Annotated in this window: 17 protein-coding genes; 4 read left to right on the top strand and 13 right to left on the bottom strand. The window is 65.5% G+C overall.

The features are described from left to right. Together JDO7802_RS14465 and tkt are read right to left on the bottom strand one after the other, a co-directional pair. On the bottom strand, positions 1-583 hold a 583-nt coding region (locus tag JDO7802_RS14465), incomplete at its 3' end, for an NYN domain-containing protein (protein WP_055086657.1). A 117-nt stretch (positions 584-700) separates the two neighbouring features. Further along, the gene (tkt, locus tag JDO7802_RS14460) at positions 701-2743 is read right to left on the bottom strand and encodes a transketolase (RefSeq protein ID WP_055086656.1); all 2043 of its coding nucleotides are present in this window, start codon (positions 2741-2743) and stop codon (positions 701-703) included. A gap of 132 nt (positions 2744-2875) precedes the next feature. Between tkt and JDO7802_RS14455 the strand changes: the two genes are divergently transcribed. Both JDO7802_RS14455 and JDO7802_RS14450 read left to right on the top strand, forming a co-directional pair. Then, positions 2876-3277 (top strand): hypothetical protein, encoded by a 402-nt coding sequence (locus JDO7802_RS14455; RefSeq protein ID WP_055086655.1) that lies wholly within the window; start codon positions 2876-2878, stop codon positions 3275-3277. Further along, on the top strand, positions 3270-3692 hold the full coding sequence (locus JDO7802_RS14450) for a cell division protein ZapA (RefSeq protein ID WP_083481181.1): 423 nt from the start codon (positions 3270-3272) through the stop codon (positions 3690-3692). Before JDO7802_RS14455 ends, JDO7802_RS14450 begins: the two co-directional genes overlap by 8 nt. 30 nt (positions 3693-3722) lie before the next feature. Here JDO7802_RS14450 and JDO7802_RS14445 read toward each other — a convergent pair whose 3' ends face one another. Beyond that, on the bottom strand, positions 3723-4382 hold the full coding sequence (locus JDO7802_RS14445) for an SDR family NAD(P)-dependent oxidoreductase (protein WP_055086653.1): 660 nt from the start codon (positions 4380-4382) through the stop codon (positions 3723-3725). A gap of 97 nt (positions 4383-4479) precedes the next feature. Here JDO7802_RS14445 and JDO7802_RS14440 point away from each other — a divergent pair, with 97 nt between their 5' ends. Beyond that, on the top strand, positions 4480-5055 hold the full coding sequence (locus JDO7802_RS14440; RefSeq protein ID WP_055087270.1) for a biotin transporter BioY: 576 nt from the start codon (positions 4480-4482) through the stop codon (positions 5053-5055). Positions 5056-5100: 45 nt separating this feature from the next. On the opposite strand, the gene JDO7802_RS14435 is transcribed toward JDO7802_RS14440, so the two are convergent. The 10 genes from JDO7802_RS14435 to pyrC all read right to left on the bottom strand — a co-directional run bounded on the left by JDO7802_RS14435 (position 5101) and on the right by pyrC (position 15816). After that, positions 5101-6099 carry a D-alanine--D-alanine ligase family protein gene (locus JDO7802_RS14435; RefSeq protein ID WP_055086652.1) on the bottom strand — a complete coding sequence of 333 codons (999 nt, stop codon included), beginning with the start codon at positions 6097-6099 and terminating at the stop codon, positions 5101-5103. A 112-nt stretch (positions 6100-6211) separates the two neighbouring features. Further along, positions 6212-7699: an amidophosphoribosyltransferase gene (gene purF / locus JDO7802_RS14430; protein WP_055086651.1), complete on the bottom strand. Its 1488-nt coding sequence runs from the start codon at positions 7697-7699 to the stop codon at positions 6212-6214. A gap of 87 nt (positions 7700-7786) precedes the next feature. Next, positions 7787-8389 (bottom strand): CvpA family protein, encoded by a 603-nt coding sequence (locus tag JDO7802_RS14425; protein WP_055086650.1) that lies wholly within the window; start codon positions 8387-8389, stop codon positions 7787-7789. Positions 8390-8417: 28 nt separating this feature from the next. Continuing rightward, positions 8418-9785, bottom strand: coding sequence for a DNA repair protein RadA (gene radA / locus JDO7802_RS14420; protein WP_055086649.1), 1368 nt, complete (start codon positions 9783-9785; stop codon positions 8418-8420). 104 nt (positions 9786-9889) lie between these two features. Then, on the bottom strand, positions 9890-10684 hold the full coding sequence (locus JDO7802_RS14415; protein WP_055086648.1) for an aldo-keto reductase family protein: 795 nt from the start codon (positions 10682-10684) through the stop codon (positions 9890-9892). A gap of 147 nt (positions 10685-10831) precedes the next feature. Further along, the gene (gene alr, locus JDO7802_RS14410; protein WP_055086647.1) at positions 10832-11890 is read right to left on the bottom strand and encodes an alanine racemase; all 1059 of its coding nucleotides are present in this window, start codon (positions 11888-11890) and stop codon (positions 10832-10834) included. A gap of 66 nt (positions 11891-11956) precedes the next feature. Continuing rightward, complete coding sequence (locus JDO7802_RS14405; protein ID WP_055086646.1) at positions 11957-13453, bottom strand: replicative DNA helicase; 1497 nt, start codon at positions 13451-13453, stop codon at positions 11957-11959. 138 nt (positions 13454-13591) lie between these two features. After that, entirely contained in the window at positions 13592-14047 is a 456-nt protein-coding gene (locus tag JDO7802_RS14400; RefSeq protein WP_055086645.1) for a hypothetical protein, read from the bottom strand. 69 nt (positions 14048-14116) lie between these two features. Further along, the gene (locus JDO7802_RS14395; RefSeq protein ID WP_055086644.1) at positions 14117-14794 is read right to left on the bottom strand and encodes an orotate phosphoribosyltransferase; all 678 of its coding nucleotides are present in this window, start codon (positions 14792-14794) and stop codon (positions 14117-14119) included. Continuing rightward, the gene (gene pyrC / locus JDO7802_RS14390; protein ID WP_055086643.1) at positions 14791-15816 is read right to left on the bottom strand and encodes a dihydroorotase; all 1026 of its coding nucleotides are present in this window, start codon (positions 15814-15816) and stop codon (positions 14791-14793) included. Before pyrC ends, JDO7802_RS14395 begins: the two co-directional genes overlap by 4 nt. Before the next feature lie 53 nt (positions 15817-15869). On the opposite strand from pyrC, the gene JDO7802_RS18315 reads away from it, so the two are divergent. After that, a partial coding sequence (locus JDO7802_RS18315; protein ID WP_497706863.1) for an urease accessory protein UreD occupies positions 15870-16091 on the top strand: 222 nt, incomplete at its 3' end.

The following is a 16091-nucleotide window of genomic DNA, read 5'->3' as shown; positions in this document are numbered from 1 at the left end:
CCCGCCACGTCTTGTCGGATGTGGTGGATATCTTGAAGTCGGGTGTTTCTTTCCTGAAGATGGCGTTCAGGTCACTGACAAGAAGCCCGTCTTTGCCTTCGCCTTTGATCGCTTTGATCAAAATGCGCGCTATCTCATCTTCTGGATAACCGTCTTCTCGGAGATCGACAAACGCGCTCCCGGCCTTGGCGAGGTGGTCCGTGCAATTATTGTCGACGATGATCGTCACGTGGCGACCCATGGCAAGAAGAGCGCGCGCGAGGGGGACGAAGTCGGCATCCGCCGTGGCCAGAACGAACCGTTCCACCCCACCCACCAATGCCAGGCGCATCGCCTCCACGCATAGGGTCGTATCCGTGACGTTCTTGTCGCCGATGGAACACCAAACGACTTCGAACCCCGGGCAATTATCCCAGCCGCGTCCTTTGGGGTCAGCGGCGAAGACCTTGCAGACCTGCGTCTGGCCTTTGACTTGTGAAAGGATGCGTTGCGCTGACTTTGCGGCAACGTTGTCGCCATCGACCAAGACAGCGGTGCCGGCGATCGCCGAACTGTGAAGCGGGAAGGGGGAAAGGTCAGACATGGGCCAAGCGTCGCCGCGGGGTATGGCGAAAGTTTGGCCGATCTTCAGCAGCTTGTCGCGAAATCAAAAGGGCGGCCCGGAGACCGCCCTTGCAAAAATGTGCGGTGGGTTTCGCGGTCAGAGCAGGTTGCGGGTGGCCTGTGCGACGGCTTCGGCGGTGATGCCGAAATGCTCGAACAAAACCTCGGCCGGGGCGGAGGCGCCGAAGTCGTCCATGCCCACGAAGGCGCCCTTGTCGCGCTTTCCACGCTCCCCGGTCAGCCAGCGGTCCCAGCCCATGCGGCAGCCCGCCTCGACCGCGACGCGGACGGGGCCAGCGGGCAGGACCTTCTTGCGATACTTTTCGTCCTGACGCTCGAACAGCTCCCAGCAGGGCATGGACACGACTCGCGTGCCGATGCCTTCGGCCTGCAGGATGTCGCGGGCTTTCATCGCGATCTCCACCTCCGACCCGGTTGCCAGCAGGATCGCCATGCGCTTGCCCTCGGCTTCGGCCAGAACATAAGCGCCTTGCGCGACCAGGTTCTTGTTGGTGAATTCGGTGCGCAGCGTCGGCAGGCTCTGACGGGTCAGCGACAGGACCGACGGCGTGCGCGTCGATGTCAGCGCCAGCTCCCACGCCTCGGCCGTCTCGACGGTGTCGCAGGGGCGGAAAACGTTGGTGTTGGGCGTGGCCCGGCAGATCGCCAGATGTTCGACCGGCTGATGGGTCGGGCCGTCTTCGCCAAGACCGATGCTGTCGTGCGTCATCACATATGTCACCGGCAGGCCCATCAGGGCCGACAGACGCATGGCGGGGCGGGCATAGTCGGTGAAGCAGAAGAACGTCCCGCCATAGGGCCGCGCGCCGCCGTGCAGCGCCATGCCGTTCATCGCCGCCGCCATGCCGTGTTCGCGGATTCCGTAGTAAACATAACGCCCGCCACGATTTTCGGGCGTGAAGATGCCAAGGTCCTGCGTCAGCGTGTTGTTCGACCCGGTCAAATCGGCCGATCCGCCGATGGTTTCGGACATGATCGGGTTGATGATTTCCAGCACCGTTTCCGACGACTTGCGCGTCGCCATCTTGGGCTGGCTTTCGGCCATCTGGCGTTTCAGGGCCTTGATCGTCGCGGGCAACTTGCGCGCCGCGTCGCCGCGGTACGTCCGCTCGAACTCGCCGCGTTTGCCTTGACCGATCTCGGCAAAGCGCATTTCCCATGCAGCACGTTCCTCGGCGCCGCGGGCGCCAATGGCCTCCCACTCGGACTTCAGGTCGGCGGGGATCTCGAACGGAGCCCCCTCCCAGCCGTAGGCGCGCTTGGTGTCGGCGATCAGCTGCGGGTCGGTCAGCGCGCCGTGGCCCTTGGACGTGTCCTGCGCGCTGGAGCCCAGGGCGATATGCGTCTTGCAGGCAACCATCGTGGGCTTTTTGCCCTTCTTGGCCTGTTCCAACGCCTCGTCGATGGCGACGGGATCGTGGCCGTCCACTTCGATCACGTCCCAATTGGCGGATTTGAACCGCTGCTTCTGATCGGTGCTGTCGGCGATGGAGACCTTGCCGTCGATGGTGATCCCGTTGTCGTCCCAGAGAACGATCAGGTGCGAGAGTTGCAGATGACCCGCGAGGGCAATGGCCTCCTGGCTGACGCCTTCCATCAGGCAACCGTCGCCGACGATGACCCAGGTGTAATGGTCCACGATCTTGCGGCCGAAACGGTCGCGCTGGATCTCCTCGGCGATGGCCATGCCGACGGAGGTGGCGATGCCCTGGCCCAGCGGGCCGGTCGTAACCTCGATCCCCGGCGCGTGGCCGTATTCGGGATGGCCGGCGGTGATCGACCCCAGTTGGCGGAAATTGCGGATCTGATCGATCGTCATTTCGGGATAGCCGGTCAGGTGCAGCAGCGAATAGAGCAGCATCGACCCGTGACCGGCCGACAGGACGAACCGGTCGCGATCGGGCCAGTCGGGACGGCTGGCGTCGAATTTCAGGTGCTTTTCGTACAGGACGGTGGCGACATCGGCCATGCCCATGGGCATTCCGGAATGGCCGGAATTCGCGGCGGCGACGGCATCCAGCGTCAGGGTGCGGATCGCCGTGGCACGCCGCCAGTGTTCGGGGTTCGCGGCGCGCAGGGCGTCGAGGTCGGGGCCGCGATCTTGGATGTCGTCGCTCATGTCGGTGTCTCCGTAGCTGTCTGACACCTCCTAGCAGGCCCACGCCGGCACGCAAGGATCGGGCAGGGGGGCTTTGACATGGCCGCCCATTTGCGGTGTCCTGCGCCAAAGACCCATCAGAAGGGAAACAGGATGGCAGAAAAAGCGGATCTGGACGCCCGCATCGCGCGGCTGGAGGCGGCGCTGACGGCGACCGCCGACGCGTTGGAGCAGAGCATGGCCGACCGGGCCCCCGACCTGAGTGAGGATCTGAAGGCGGCGCAGGACGATTTGCAGACGGCCCGCCAGAGGATCGAAACCCTGGAACAATCGGATCGCGACCGCGAGAAGACACTGGATACCGCGCTGGAGCGGGCAAGGACGGCGGAAGCCAAGCTGGCCGATGTGCCGGCCAATGCGCCGGCCGACGGTGCCGACACCGGGGCGTTGCAGGCGCAGATTGCGGATCTGAAGGCCGCGCGCGCGCAGGACCTGGCCGAGATGAAGACCCTGCTGGCCGAACTGGAACCGATGCTGGAGACTGCGAATGCCTGACATGACCATCGATATCGGCGGCAACACGTTCACCGTCGCCTGTCAGGACGGGGAGGAGGGATACCTCACCTCTGCCGCCGAACTTCTGGACCGCGAAGCGCAGGTTCTGGTGTCGTCGGGCGCGCGCCTGACGCAGGAGAAGATGCTGCTGATGGCCGGGCTGATGCTGGCCGACAAGACCATCTCGGCGGATGAGGAACTGCGCGCGCTGGACCGGCGATTGGCCCAGCAAACCAAGGTCATCGACGAGATGCAGGCCCGTCCCGTTCAGGCGGCTGACACGCGCGAAGTCATCAAAGAAGTCGAGGTCGTGCGCGAGGTGCCCGTGGAGGTCATCCCAGACGACGCCCTGACCCGGCTGGATGCGCTGGCCGACCGGGCCGAGGCCCTTGTGAAGAAGGCCACGGCGGCCTGACGGGCACCCTGTCGGGGGATGGCGTTCGCGTCAGAGCCCGATCTTGCCCATCAGGCGTTCCGCTTCCGCCGCCGCCGTGTTGAGGGCGGTGCGATCCTCGCCGGGATGGAAGCGTGCGCGCACGGCCGTCGGCATGGGGCGTGGGGTCAGAAGATGGATCGCGGGGGCCCTGGCCGTCGTCGCCTCGGCCTGCCAAGCCTTGATCAGGGCGTTCTGCGCGGCCTTGGTGGCCAGATAGGCCCCGGCGAATTTGAGCGGGCGATCGTCGTCGAAGAACACGGCCCGTGCCTGGCCGTCGGCCTGCAACAGGGGCGAGACATAGGGGATAAGCCGCTGCAATGCGGTGACGTTGGTCTTGACGCTTTTTTCGAAGTCCTTTTCGTCGACCATGTCCGCCGGTGACAGCGGCGGGGCGTGGATGGCCGTATGAACCCACAGCGGCAACGCGCCCCAACGGTCGTGGATGCCCCGGCACAGGTGCTGCATCGCGCCGGCGTCGGTAATGTCCATCGGGGCCAGCGTCGCCTGTCCGCCGCTTGCCTGAATGCGGTCGTCCAACTCCTCCAGCCCGCCTTGGGTGCGCGCGACGGCGACGACGTGGCACCCCTTGCGCGCAAGGTGTTCTGCGATGGCGGCGCCAAGGCCACGGGACGCGCCGGTGACCAGCGCCAGTCGAGGATAATCAGTCATGGCCGTCCCCGTGCCACGGCCCGTGCGCGGGTTCAAGTTGACAGCCCTGCGGACAGGGCGGAAAAGACGGGATCAAAGGCATTCCACGGAGACCGAGATGACCCTGACTGCACTGGCCCTGGGCCGCATGACCCTGATGAAGCAAGCGGCGACGGTTCTGGGCGGCACGATGGTGCTGGCGCTGGCCAGCCAGGTGTCCGTGCCCTTCTATCCCGTGCCCATGACATTGCAGACGCTGGCGGTCTTGGCGATCGGGTTCGCCTTCGGGCCGCGTCTGGCCGCGATCACCGTGGCATTGTGGCTGGCGCAGGCGGCAATGGGCGCCCCGGTGTTGTCGAATTTCGGCAACGGCATTCGGTTCTTCGGGCCGACGGCAGGTTTTCTTGTCGGGTTTGTCGGCATGGCGTATCTGGCGGGTCTGGCGGCGGATCGCGGTCTTTTGGCGAAGATCGGCATGGGCGTTCTGGCGTCCGCCGCGCTGTATATTCCCGGTCTGGCCTGGCCGCTGGGCGTGGCCGAGATGGCGGGCCTGCAGGTCTGGGGTCACGATCTGGGCTTTGCTGCCCTGCTCGATGCCTTTGCGGTGCCGTTCCTTCTGGGTGACGCGGTCAAGGCCGTGCTGGCGGCGGTTCTGGTGACCGGCGGCATGACGGCCCTGCGCAAGCGCGGCTGACCACACGTTTCAGATTTCCGGATCGGGCCGTCCTTCGGGGCGGCCCTATTTTTTGCGCGCTGCCGCCTGCGCCCAGACACGGCGCGATACGTCGACCAGATCGCCGCCCTCCGCCTCCACCATGCGGGAAATGACGCTGACGGGCGTGAAGGTCCAGAAACTGCACGCCTCCAACAGATAGGGCGTTTTGGTGCCGTCCTCGATCCGGAAGTCGAACAGCGAATAATCGCGACAGCCCAGCACCTCGTGCATCGTGAGCGCCGCGTCCCGCAGCGCGCGCAGAGTGTCCGGGCCAAGGTCGGCGGGGCAGGTCGTGGGCAGGGACGGGCGTTCCCAGCTTTCCATCGTGACGCGCCCGGCATCGTCCAGCATCACCTTATCGGCGCGTTCCCGGATCGGTCGATCCGCCGTGACGTGATACTCCAGAATCGGCAGAACGCGCGGCGCGCCGTCCAGGTCCAGCACGCCGACCCGCACCTCTCGCCCCGGAATGAAACGCTCGGCCAGGGCGGTGTCGCCATGCGCGAACACGGTGTCGAGCGCGGGACCCAGGTCGGCCGGATCGCGCACGAGGGTCAGCCCCAGCGAATTATCCTCCGCATCCGGTTTCACGATCAGCGGAAGCGGCAGGTCCGGGCGGTCGCCGGGGCGGAGGCGGCGGCTGTCGGGCGTGGCGACCCCCGCAGCGCGGGCGACGGATTTGGTGGCGAGTTTCGACGTCGAGAGTGTGGTCGCCAGCAGTGGAGGGCCGACGACGGGCACGCCGGCGACATCCTCGAACAGGCTGCGCCATGACGTCATGCCCGGCGGGCAGAACATATGCGGCACGACGACGTCCATCGCCGCCGCACGGTGCAGGGCATCGGCCAGCGTGATGGGGGCCAGATCTTCTTGGTTGCGCCCGAAGTGCAAGTTGCCGTCCGGGTCGACCACCAGAAGCGATGCGTGTGTGCCGGTGGGCGTCACCACGTTGCGCTGATAGGTGAGCGACAGGTCGCGGTAGAATGGCGTCGTCGTCGCGCCCGCCAGGTGCAAGAGGTCCATGGAACGTCACCAGAAGAAAAACCGCGTTTCCGGTGAGCTAGCCCTGCGGGGGTGACGGTCCAGCGGTTTCGGCAGATGGCGACTGCCGATGACCGACCGCCGGATGCGTTGCCTATTCGGCGGCTTTCAATTGGAAGCCCTTCAGGACCTGATCCGAAGGCTCCACCGGGTAGTCGCCCGAGAAACAGGCGTCGCAATATTGCGGGGACGCCGGGTCGCGGCCACCGACCTCCCCGACGGCACGGTAAAGCCCGTCGAGGGAGATGAACTTCAGACTGTCGACGCCCAGATGCGTCCGCATCTCCTCGGCCGACATGGTCGCCGCCAGCAGTTTTTCGCGCTGCGGTGTGTCGACGCCGTAAAAACAGGGCCAGGCCGTGGGCGGCGATGCGATGCGGAAATGAACCTCGGCCGCGCCCGCATCAAGGATCATCTCCTTGATCTTGCGGCTGGTGGTGCCCCGCACAACGCTGTCGTCCACCAGGATGATCCGCTTGCCGCGCACCAGCGCGCGGTTCACGTTCAGCTTGAGCCGGACGCCCATGTTGCGAATGCTCTCCGACGGTTCGATGAAGGTGCGGCCCATATACTGGTTGCGGATGATGCCCATCGCGTAAGGAATGCCGGATTCCAGACTGTATCCGATTGCGGCGGGCGTGCCGGAGTCGGGGACGGGACAGACCAGATCGGCATCGACCGGCGCCTCCTTGGCCAATTCGCGCCCGATGTTTTCGCGCGTCTCATAAACGGAACGTCCACCCAGAATGCTGTCGGGGCGGCTGAAATAGACGTGCTCGAAGATACAGAACCGGGATTTCTTCTGCTCGAACGGGCGATGGGAGGTCACGCCGTCCTTTTGGCTGATCACGACCATCTCGCCGGGCTCGATCTCCCGAATGAACTCAGCCCCGATGATGTCGAGCGCGCAGGTTTCCGACGACAGGACCCATCCGACGCCATCCGTGTTCTCCACCCGGCCCAGCACCAGCGGCCGCACGCCCAACGGATCGCGCACGCCGATGATCTTGGTACGGGTCATCGCCACGATGCTGAAGGCCCCTTCGACGCGGCGCAGGGCATCCTTCATCCGCTCGGGGATGTTGCGTTGCAGCGACCGGGCCATCAGGTGGATGATGCATTCGGAATCGCTGCTCGACTGGAAGATGGAGCCGCGTTCGATCAATTCGCGTCTCAGGGCGTCGGCGTTGGTGATGTTGCCGTTGTGCGCGATGGCCGCGCCGCCCATGGCGAATTCGCCGAAGAAGGGCTGCACGTCGCGGATCGCTGTGGCGCCCTTGGACCCGGAGGTCGAATACCGCACGTGCCCGATGCCGATGGGGCCGGGCAGCATGTCCATGGTTTCCTGATTGGTGAAATTGTCGCGGACGTAGCCAAAGCGCCGGACGGAATTGAACCCCTGCTCGGGGTCGTGGACGACGATTCCGCCCGCCTCCTGCCCGCGGTGTTGCAGGGCGTGCAGGCCAAGGGCGGTGAAATTGGCGGCCGACGACACGCCGACGACGCCGAAGACACCGCATTCTTCCTTCAGCTTGTCGTCGTCGTCGACGGGATCGAAGGGAGAGCTGCGCCAGTCGGTCATCGGTGATGATTCCTGCTTGGTTGAAGCCTTGGCCGTCACATAGGGCCAAGGCGGCGCCGTGTCACCCACCTGACACAAACGGTGACGTCACTCGGTCGGCAGGTCAGGCTCGACCGGGGCGACGGGTTCGCCGCAGTCGCCGACCAGCGCCTCGTAGCGCGACAAAATCCAGCCGGGTGCGTCTTCGGGGATCTGGTTCTCGATGCTGCCCTGCGCGCGCCCGAAGACGGCGGCCGAGCGGCTGTTCTCCACCTCCGGGATGCCTTCGTTCACCGTCACGCGGTCGTAGACGACGAAGGCGACGGCGACCAGAAGGACGCCGCGCAGGACGCCGAAGATGAAACCCAGCCCCTGATCGAACGGACCCAGGATCGAGCCGCGGATCGCGCCCGACAGCAACGGCGTGAAGAAACTGGTCAGGACGAGTGCCAGCGCGAAGACCGCCGTGAACGCCAGGATTATCGACAGCTCACAGCTATCGGCCACAACCTCTCCGATCTTTGGAATCAGCGGCGCGTATTCCGTCACTAGGGGCTCAGCTGCGCCGGCGAAGGTGAACGCCAGGAAAGCCGCCGCGATCCAGCCGACGATGGCCATGGCTTCGCGGACTAACCCGCGAGAATAGGCCAGGATGGCCGAAATCAGAATGACGGCAGCGACCGCGCCGTCCACGATGGTGAACCCGTCCATGTGACCCCTCGTCGTACCCCGGTGGCGTTCAACCCGCGCCGAAAACCTCGCCCACCAGAGTGGTCAGATCCGGCAGCAGGCGCAGGGACATCTCCCCCGCATCCCCCGTCTTGCACCCCTTGGGGGCCATGGCGGCTGTAAAACCAAGTTTGGCGGCTTCTTTCAACCGATTTTCGGCCTGGGCGACGGGGCGCAGCGCGCCAGACAGCGACAACTCGCCAAAGACGACCGTCTCGGGGGGGATGGACGCGTCTTCGCGTGCGGACAAAAGGGCGCAGGCCACGGCCAGGTCCGCCGCCGGTTCCGAGATGCGGATCCCGCCCGCCACGTTCAGATAGACGTCCAGGCCCTGGAAGCTGATCCCCGTCCGCGCCTCCAACACGGCCAGGATCATCGACAGCCGGCTGCCGTCCCACCCGACGACGGCGCGGCGCGGCTGGCTGAGTTGGCTGGGCGCGACCAGCGCCTGAATTTCGACCAGGACGGGCCGGGTGCCCTCGATCCCCGCGAAGACGACGCTGCCGGGGGCGGGGGAATCGCGGTCGCTGAGGAACAGGGCCGACGGGTTCGTGACCTCGGCCAGACCCATGCCCGTCATCTCGAACACCCCGATTTCATCGGCGGGGCCGAAACGGTTCTTGACGGCGCGCAGGATGCGGAACTGGTGCCCGCGTTCCCCTTCGAAATAAAGCACGGTGTCGACCATATGTTCGACCACGCGGGGTCCGGCGATCTGCCCTTCCTTGGTGACGTGGCCGACCAAAATCACGGAGGTGCCGAAGCGCTTGGCGAAGCTGACCAACTCCTGACTGGAGGCGCGGACCTGACTGACCGAACCGGGGGCGGAATCGACGGTATCGACCCACATCGTCTGGATCGAATCGATGATGCACAGGTCGGGCTTCTCGGCCTCCAGCGTGGTCAGGACGTCGCGCAGGTTCGTCTCGGACGCCAGCCTGACGGCGCTGTCGCCCAGGCCCAGTCGTTGCGCGCGCATCCGAACCTGCGCCGTCGCTTCCTCACCGGAGACATAGACGACGGAATGACCGGCATTCGCAAAGGCGGCGGCGGCCTGCAACAACAGGGTCGACTTGCCGATGCCCGGATCACCGCCGACCAGCGTGGCGGATGCCGGCACGAGGCCCCCGCCCAGCACGCGGTCCAGTTCCGACAGGCCCGACAGGGTGCGCGGCGGCGGCGTTTCTTCGGTGGCGAGGTCGGTCAGCGCCATGCGCTTGCCCTTCATCGTGCCGAGCGATTTCTTCGACGGTCCCTGCGACAGCGGGACCTCTTCCTGAATGGTGTTCCAGGCACCGCAACCGTCGCAGCGCCCGGTCCATTTCTTGTAGGTCATGCCGCAGTCGCTGCAGGCGAATTGGGTAATCGGTTTTGCCATGTTCGCGTTTTGGTCTCATTTCGCCGCGCGTGCAAGCGTTGCGGAAGTCGCCCACGGAAAAAGGCACCCGAAGGTGCCTTACGCCTGTCCAAATGGGACATTCATCATTCGGCGGGAATCACCTCCGAATTGCCGACCGAACCGGCTCTGCGCCGCGTCTGCATACCGACCACGTTTTCGGGCTTGGCGCGTCCCGTCAGTTTGAGTGCATCGGTGATTTCGGCCAGATCCATCTGCAAACGGTCCAGCTGCTTCTCGGCCAGACCTTCCTCGACCGACACGGCCTGCATCCAGCGCTTGATTTCCTGAACGGTTGCCTGCGCCATGGAAATCTGCTGACGGTAATCCTCGACCTCCTGTTGACGCTGGCGCAGGAAACCGCGGGCACGCTCGACCTTCTCGGTGGTATAGACTTCGGCGATGTCGCGGCTTTCGACCGACATCTGTGCCGCGACCTGAAGGACATCATGCTCCAACCCGGCAAGATCGGGGTGGGCGCGCATCCATTCGATGCGGTCGCGCATCGCGTCGAATTCGCGGCTCAGCTGGAATGTGCCGTCGCGGTCGGCGGCGTGGACCAGCGCATAGGCCTGGGTGACGTCGTCCATCGACAGGTGGAAATCGCGATTGGTCAGCTCCAGACGGCGGACGCGGGCGTTGGCGGGCAGGAACCCGACCAGCAGAAGCGCCAGAACGGTCACGCCGATCTGGGCGATCATGCCGGCGTTCACGACCTGCTCCCCTCCGATGAAAACTGGAAGTTCCAGCCATGGCAGGACTCCGAACAGGGCGGCGGCTGTCGCACCCGTCAGTCCAAGGGCCGCGAGGACCAGGACGAAGGTGCAGACCTGTTGCAGCAGGCTGGTCGCGATGGCAACGGGCTGGGAAAGAGTGTTCATGAGCCGGGACCCTATATTGGCAGAGCAGTTGTTTCTGGCTTCTCAACTCTAGTGTAGGCGAAAAGTTGCCATAGGGCGCAACGATTCATTCATAAAACTTGGTATTGGCCTTCGGTCCTCCTGAAATCGTGTCATTCAGGGGCCGATTCAGACCTTTTTGGAAACGCTGCCGCGATACTGTCGCGCATATCGCCGGCCAAGCCCTGTCAACATCTCATATCCAATCGTGCCGGCCTGTGCAGCCAAGGCATCGACGCCGTGGTTCGGACCGAGGATGCGAATGGTCTCAGGGTCGCGGTCGAGGTGGGAGATGTCGATCGTCATCAGATCCATCGAAATGCGCCCCACGACCGGACACGGCACCGGCCCGGCCATCACGTCCAACCCCGGGGCCAGCGCGCGGTGCAGACCATCAGCATAGCCCGCGGCCACCGTCGCCAGTCGGACGGGCGACGCCGCAGTCCATGTCGCGTTGTAGCCCACCGTCTCTCCGGCGGCGGCGTCGAAGCAGGCGATGACCGGCAGATCAAGCGTGACGGCAGGATCCGCTGCCGCGTAGGGCAGGCCACCGTACAGGCCGATGCCCGGGCGGGTCATGTCGAAATGATACTCCGGCCCCAACAGGGTGCCGCCGGTCGCGGCCAGACTGCGCGGCACGTCGATGCCGTCGGTCAAGTCGTGAAACCGTGCCAGTTCCGCGGCGCTGTGCGGCGCGTCGGGCGTATCGGCGGAGGACAGATGCGCCATCACCAGAACAGGACGGGCGCGCAGGGCCAGTTCGGCGACGGCGGCCCATTCGTCGCGTTTGAGGCCAAGGCGGTTCATCCCGACGTCCAGCGCCAGGCCGAAGGGGTGTCGGGGCAACGCCTCCAGATGGCGTTCGAGTTGCGGCAGCGAACAGATCAGCGGCACCACGTCGGCTCGTTGCAGCGTCAGCGTGTCGCCCGGCATGTGGCCGTAATAGGCGTAGATGCGTGGCTCCGGCCCCAGCGTCCGGCGCAATTCCAACCCTTCGTCCGCGGTGGCGACGAAGAAGGCGCGGCACCCTTGGGCGAACAGGCGCGGGGCCACCTGCGTGACGCCAAGGCCATAGGCGTCGGCCTTAACCGTCGCCGCCGTCTCGCAAGCGGGCGCGGAAAGACGATCGAGCGCGCTCCAATTGGCGGCAACGGCTTCGAGGTCGATATGAAGGGTTCCGGTCGGCATCTGAATGGCCTGATGCGGTGCGGGGTGGGGGGCGTCAAGACCTGCCCCGCGCCCCGCCGTCGCGGATCAGCCGCGCCCTTCCTGCCAGGGCTTCACCAGGTTGCCGAAGCGGGTGAACCGGCCTTCGAACGACAGCTCCACCGTGCCAATGGGGCCGTGACGCTGTTTTCCGATGACGACTTCGGCCTTGCCGTGGACCGATTCCATCGCGGCCTGCCATTCGGCCATCTTGTCGAGCTGGTGGTCGCCCGGTTTTTCGCGTTCCTTGTAGTATTCCTCGCGGTACACGAACATCACGACGTCCGCGTCCTGCTCGATGGAGCCGGATTCGCGCAGGTCCGAAAGTTGCGGGCGCTTGTCCTCCCGGTTTTCCACCTGACGCGACAGCTGCGACAGGGCGATGACGGGAATGTCGAGTTCCTTGGCGATGGCCTTCAGGCCTTGGGTGATTTGCGACACCTCGTTCACGCGGTTGTCCCCGGCCCCCGGTGCCTTCACCAGTTGCAGGTAGTCCACGATCAAAAGGTCCAGACCATGCGTCCGCTTCTGCCGCCGTGCACGCGCCGCAAGTTGCGCGATGGGCAGGGCGGGCGTGTCGTCGATGTAGAGAGGGCAGGATTCCAGCGCCTTGGCCGCCTCCACGAAGCGGCGGAACTCGGCTTCGGTCATGTCGCCCTTGCGGATCTGTTCGCTGGGCACTTCGGAGGCTTCGGACAGGACGCGCGCGGCCAATTGCTCCGCCGACATCTCCAACGAGTAGAACCCGACCACGCCGCCTTCGACCGCGCCGTCGCGCCCATCGAACGTCTTGCCGCGCTTGTAGGCCTTGGCCACGTTGAACGCGATGTTGGTCGCCAGTGCGGTCTTGCCCATGGATGGGCGTCCTGCCAGGATCAGCAGGTCCGACCGGTGCAATCCGCCAAGTTTCTTGTCGATATCGATCAGGCCCGTCGACGTGCCCGCAAGCCCGCCATCGCGCTGATACGCGGCGTTGGCGACATCCACCGCCTGTTTGATGGCCGACAGGAACGACTGGAAGCCGGTCTGAGTCTTGCCCTGTTCAGCCAGCGAATAGAGCTTGGCTTCGGCATCGACGATCTGATCCGACGGCTCCTTGTCGACGTTGATGTCGGTCGCCTGCGCCTCGATATCGCGGCCCAAGGCAATCAGTTCGCGGCGGATGGCGAGGTCGTAGATCAGCTGGGCGTAGTCGCGCACGCCGTACGCGGCGACGGCGGAGGCGGCCAGCGTGACCAGGTATTTCGGCCCACCAAGCGCCTTGAGCCCTTCGTCCTCCTCCAGAAACGGCTTGAGCGTGACCGGGGAGGCGAGTGCGTTCTTCTGGATCCGGGCGGCGCAGATTTCGTAGATGCGGGCGTGAACCGGGTCGTAGAAATGCTCCGACCGGATGACCGACGCGGCGCGATCGTACAGGTCGTTGTCGGTCAGCAGGGCGCCCAGAAGCTGTTGCTCGGCTTCGATGTTGTGCGGCAGGTTTGCTGTCGCCCCATCGTCGTCCTGCGGTGCTGGAAGCCGCTCGTCCATGCGTGCGATCTCGTTCATGTCTTGTCCCCATCTGCCCGACTTCGGTTCTACTTCAGCGGGCGGTTCACGACAACGCCGCGCGCCTGTGGATTACGGGGAAGACATCAACCTCAAGCCGTAAGCCACTGACGTTGATACATTCAATATCTTTTCGTCTTAGCCGCCGGTGGCGCGCGCCGCGATCCGTTGCAGATCGTCGCGCCAGCCGCAGGCCAGCCCGTCCCCGTCTTCGTCCAGCCGGTGCCGGTCGTTGAGCGGCCCGCCCGATCCCATCAGTTCCGCCTGTGCCGCGGCCCCTGTCAGGAAGTCGCTGCAATCGATCCCATCAAGGTTGGGGTCGTCCTGGCGCGGCCTGCGCCACCGTCCGGGCCGCGCCTGCGCCAGCGACCGCTGGCCAAGGTAATACGGCCCGTTGACGAATTGATCGCGGCTGCCCAGTTCCGCCTCCACCTGGTTCAGTTCCGTGAAGTCATTGGTCGTGACCTGCGCCTGCCACAGCGTCGCACTGTCCAATTCGTTGATCCGCCGCGCCTCGTCGCGCGCGGCATCGGGCGACACGCCGCAAGCGGTCAGGAGGAGCAGGAGCAAGAGGGCGCGACAGGCATTCGACATCAATGAATTGGAGTCTGTTCCCGGTCCCCGGTCAAGCGCCTTAATGCGCCGACCATTCGCTGCGCGGATTCAGCCCTTGCGCGCGGCCTGCCAGGCGCGGGGATCGTTCAGGAAATCCTCCACCCCGGCGAGCGTGTCGGCGTCGAAGCTGCCCTGCGCCTTGGCCTCGGCCAGAACGTCCCACCATGTGGCAAGGGCGTGAAGGGTGACGCCGTGGTCGCCCAGGGTCTTGGTAATCTCGGGGAAGATGCCGTAGCTGAAGATCACGCCGGTGTGCGCGCAGGTGGCGCCGGTCTCGCGGATCGCGTCCACGAAGGACAGCTTGGAGCCGCCGTCGGTGGTCATATCCTCGATCAGCAGGACGCGCTGGCCTTCGGTCATCACCCCTTCGATGCGCGCGTTGCGACCGTAGCCCTTGGGCTTCTTGCGCACATAGGTCATCGGCAGGGCCAGCCGTTCCGCGATCATGGCACCAAACGGAATACCCGCCGTTTCGCCGCCGGCGACGTTGTCGAACGCCTCGAACCCTGCGTCGCGCATGATCGTCACCGCCAGGAAATCCATCAGCATCGCGCGGATCCGCGGATAGGAGATCAGCTTGCGACAATCGATGTAGGTCGGGCTGGGCAGGCCGGAGGCGAGGATGAACGGCTCGGCCGCGTTGAAATGCACAGCCTCCACCTCCAGCAGGGCGCGGGCGGTCAGGCGGGCCATCTCGGCGCGGTCGGGGAAGGTGGTCGGGATCATGCGGGGGCCTCGATATGCCAATGGATGGGGTGGCCGGGATCGAACAGGGTCACGGATTGGCCGTGCGCCTCGATCCGGTGGGGGAAGGTTTGCGGCCCGCCCTTGATAAGGGTGAGGTGGCCGTCGTTCAGGGGCAGGCCGTAATGCGCCGGGCCGTTGAGGGAGGTGAAGGCCTCCAGCCGATCAAGCGCCTCCTCCTCCTCGAAGACATGGGCCAGCAGGGGCAGGGCGTGGGGCGCGGTGAAGCACCCGGCAGAGCAGCAGGCGCTTTCCTTGGCATGGGTGGGGTGCGGCGCGCTGTCGGTGCCCAGAAAGAACTGCGTATCGCCCGACGTGGCGGCCTGCCGCAGGGCGCGCTGGTGCGTGCCGCGTTTCAGGATCGGCAGGCAATAGAAATGCGGCCGCATCCCGCCCGCCAGCATGTCGTTGCGGTTCGCCATCAGGTGCTGAACGGTGATCGTGGCGCCCGTGCCGGGATGGGCGCGGACCCAGTCGACAGCCTGCGCCGTCGTGACGTGTTCGAGGGTCAGCTTCAGATCGGGATGCGCTGCCCTGAGCGGGGTCAGCACGCGGTCGAGGAACATCGCCTCGCGGTCGAAGATGTCGATGTCGCTATCGGTCACCTCGCCGTGCAGGCACAGCGGCACGCCCGCCTCCTCCATTGCGGTCAGGACGGGGCGGACATTCTCGAAGTTGCTGACGCCGCTTGCGGAATTGGTCGTGGCCCCGGCCGGGTAGAGCTTCACGGCGGTGATGATGCCATCCGCATGCGCCCGCACCACGTCCGCCGGATCGGTTGTTTCGGTCAGGTAGAGCGTCATCAGCGGGTTGGCGAACCCGGCGGCGATCACCCGTTCGCGGTAGGCCGCGGCCTGCGCCCCCGTGACCACGGGCGGCACCAGATTGGGCATGATGATGGCGCGGTTGAAATGGCGGCTTTCGGGGGCGACCGCGCGTAGCATGTCGCGGTCGCGCAAGTGCAGATGCCAGTCGTCGGGGCGGCGGATCGTAAGGCTGTCCATATCGGCGGGGTAACGCCCTTGCGGCCCGAATGCCAGAGGGTCAGGGTGCGCCCATGCTCGACCGACCGAAGATGCAGCGCGTGCGGGGCCTGGCCCATGTGTCCTTGGGGCGAAGCGGTTTGCGCGATCTGCGGCAGGCCGGGTCGGCCAAGGCGATCCTGCCCCGCGTGGACGGCGATGTGCCGGAGGTGGTGTTTCTGAACACCGCCGGGGGGATCACATCGGGCGATACCCTGGAGTATGCGCTGGACGTCGGCGCGGGCGCGCGCGTGACC

The organism is Jannaschia donghaensis, assembly GCF_001403795.1.
Taxonomy (GTDB): Bacteria; Pseudomonadota; Alphaproteobacteria; order Rhodobacterales; family Rhodobacteraceae; genus Jannaschia; species Jannaschia donghaensis.
Note: the sequence above shows the minus strand (reverse complement) of the source record. Positions and strands in the feature narration are given on the sequence as shown.

Coding starts and splice junctions, on each gene's coding strand:
- tkt (WP_055086656.1), bottom strand. CDS start 2,743: ATGAGCGACGACATCCAAGATCGCGGCCCCGACCTCGACGCCCTGCGC.
- JDO7802_RS14455 (WP_055086655.1), top strand. CDS start 2,876: ATGGCAGAAAAAGCGGATCTGGACGCCCGCATCGCGCGGCTGGAGGCG.
- JDO7802_RS14450 (WP_083481181.1), top strand. CDS start 3,270: ATGCCTGACATGACCATCGATATCGGCGGCAACACGTTCACCGTCGCC.
- JDO7802_RS14445 (WP_055086653.1), bottom strand. CDS start 4,382: ATGACTGATTATCCTCGACTGGCGCTGGTCACCGGCGCGTCCCGTGGC.
- JDO7802_RS14440 (WP_055087270.1), top strand. CDS start 4,480: ATGACCCTGACTGCACTGGCCCTGGGCCGCATGACCCTGATGAAGCAA.
- JDO7802_RS14435 (WP_055086652.1), bottom strand. CDS start 6,099: ATGGACCTCTTGCACCTGGCGGGCGCGACGACGACGCCATTCTACCGC.
- purF (WP_055086651.1), bottom strand. CDS start 7,699: ATGACCGACTGGCGCAGCTCTCCCTTCGATCCCGTCGACGACGACGAC.
- JDO7802_RS14425 (WP_055086650.1), bottom strand. CDS start 8,389: ATGGACGGGTTCACCATCGTGGACGGCGCGGTCGCTGCCGTCATTCTG.
- radA (WP_055086649.1), bottom strand. CDS start 9,785: ATGGCAAAACCGATTACCCAATTCGCCTGCAGCGACTGCGGCATGACC.
- JDO7802_RS14415 (WP_055086648.1), bottom strand. CDS start 10,684: ATGAACACTCTTTCCCAGCCCGTTGCCATCGCGACCAGCCTGCTGCAA.
- alr (WP_055086647.1), bottom strand. CDS start 11,890: ATGCCGACCGGAACCCTTCATATCGACCTCGAAGCCGTTGCCGCCAAT.
- JDO7802_RS14405 (WP_055086646.1), bottom strand. CDS start 13,453: ATGAACGAGATCGCACGCATGGACGAGCGGCTTCCAGCACCGCAGGAC.
- JDO7802_RS14400 (WP_055086645.1), bottom strand. CDS start 14,047: ATGTCGAATGCCTGTCGCGCCCTCTTGCTCCTGCTCCTCCTGACCGCT.
- JDO7802_RS14395 (WP_055086644.1), bottom strand. CDS start 14,794: ATGATCCCGACCACCTTCCCCGACCGCGCCGAGATGGCCCGCCTGACC.
- pyrC (WP_055086643.1), bottom strand. CDS start 15,816: ATGGACAGCCTTACGATCCGCCGCCCCGACGACTGGCATCTGCACTTG.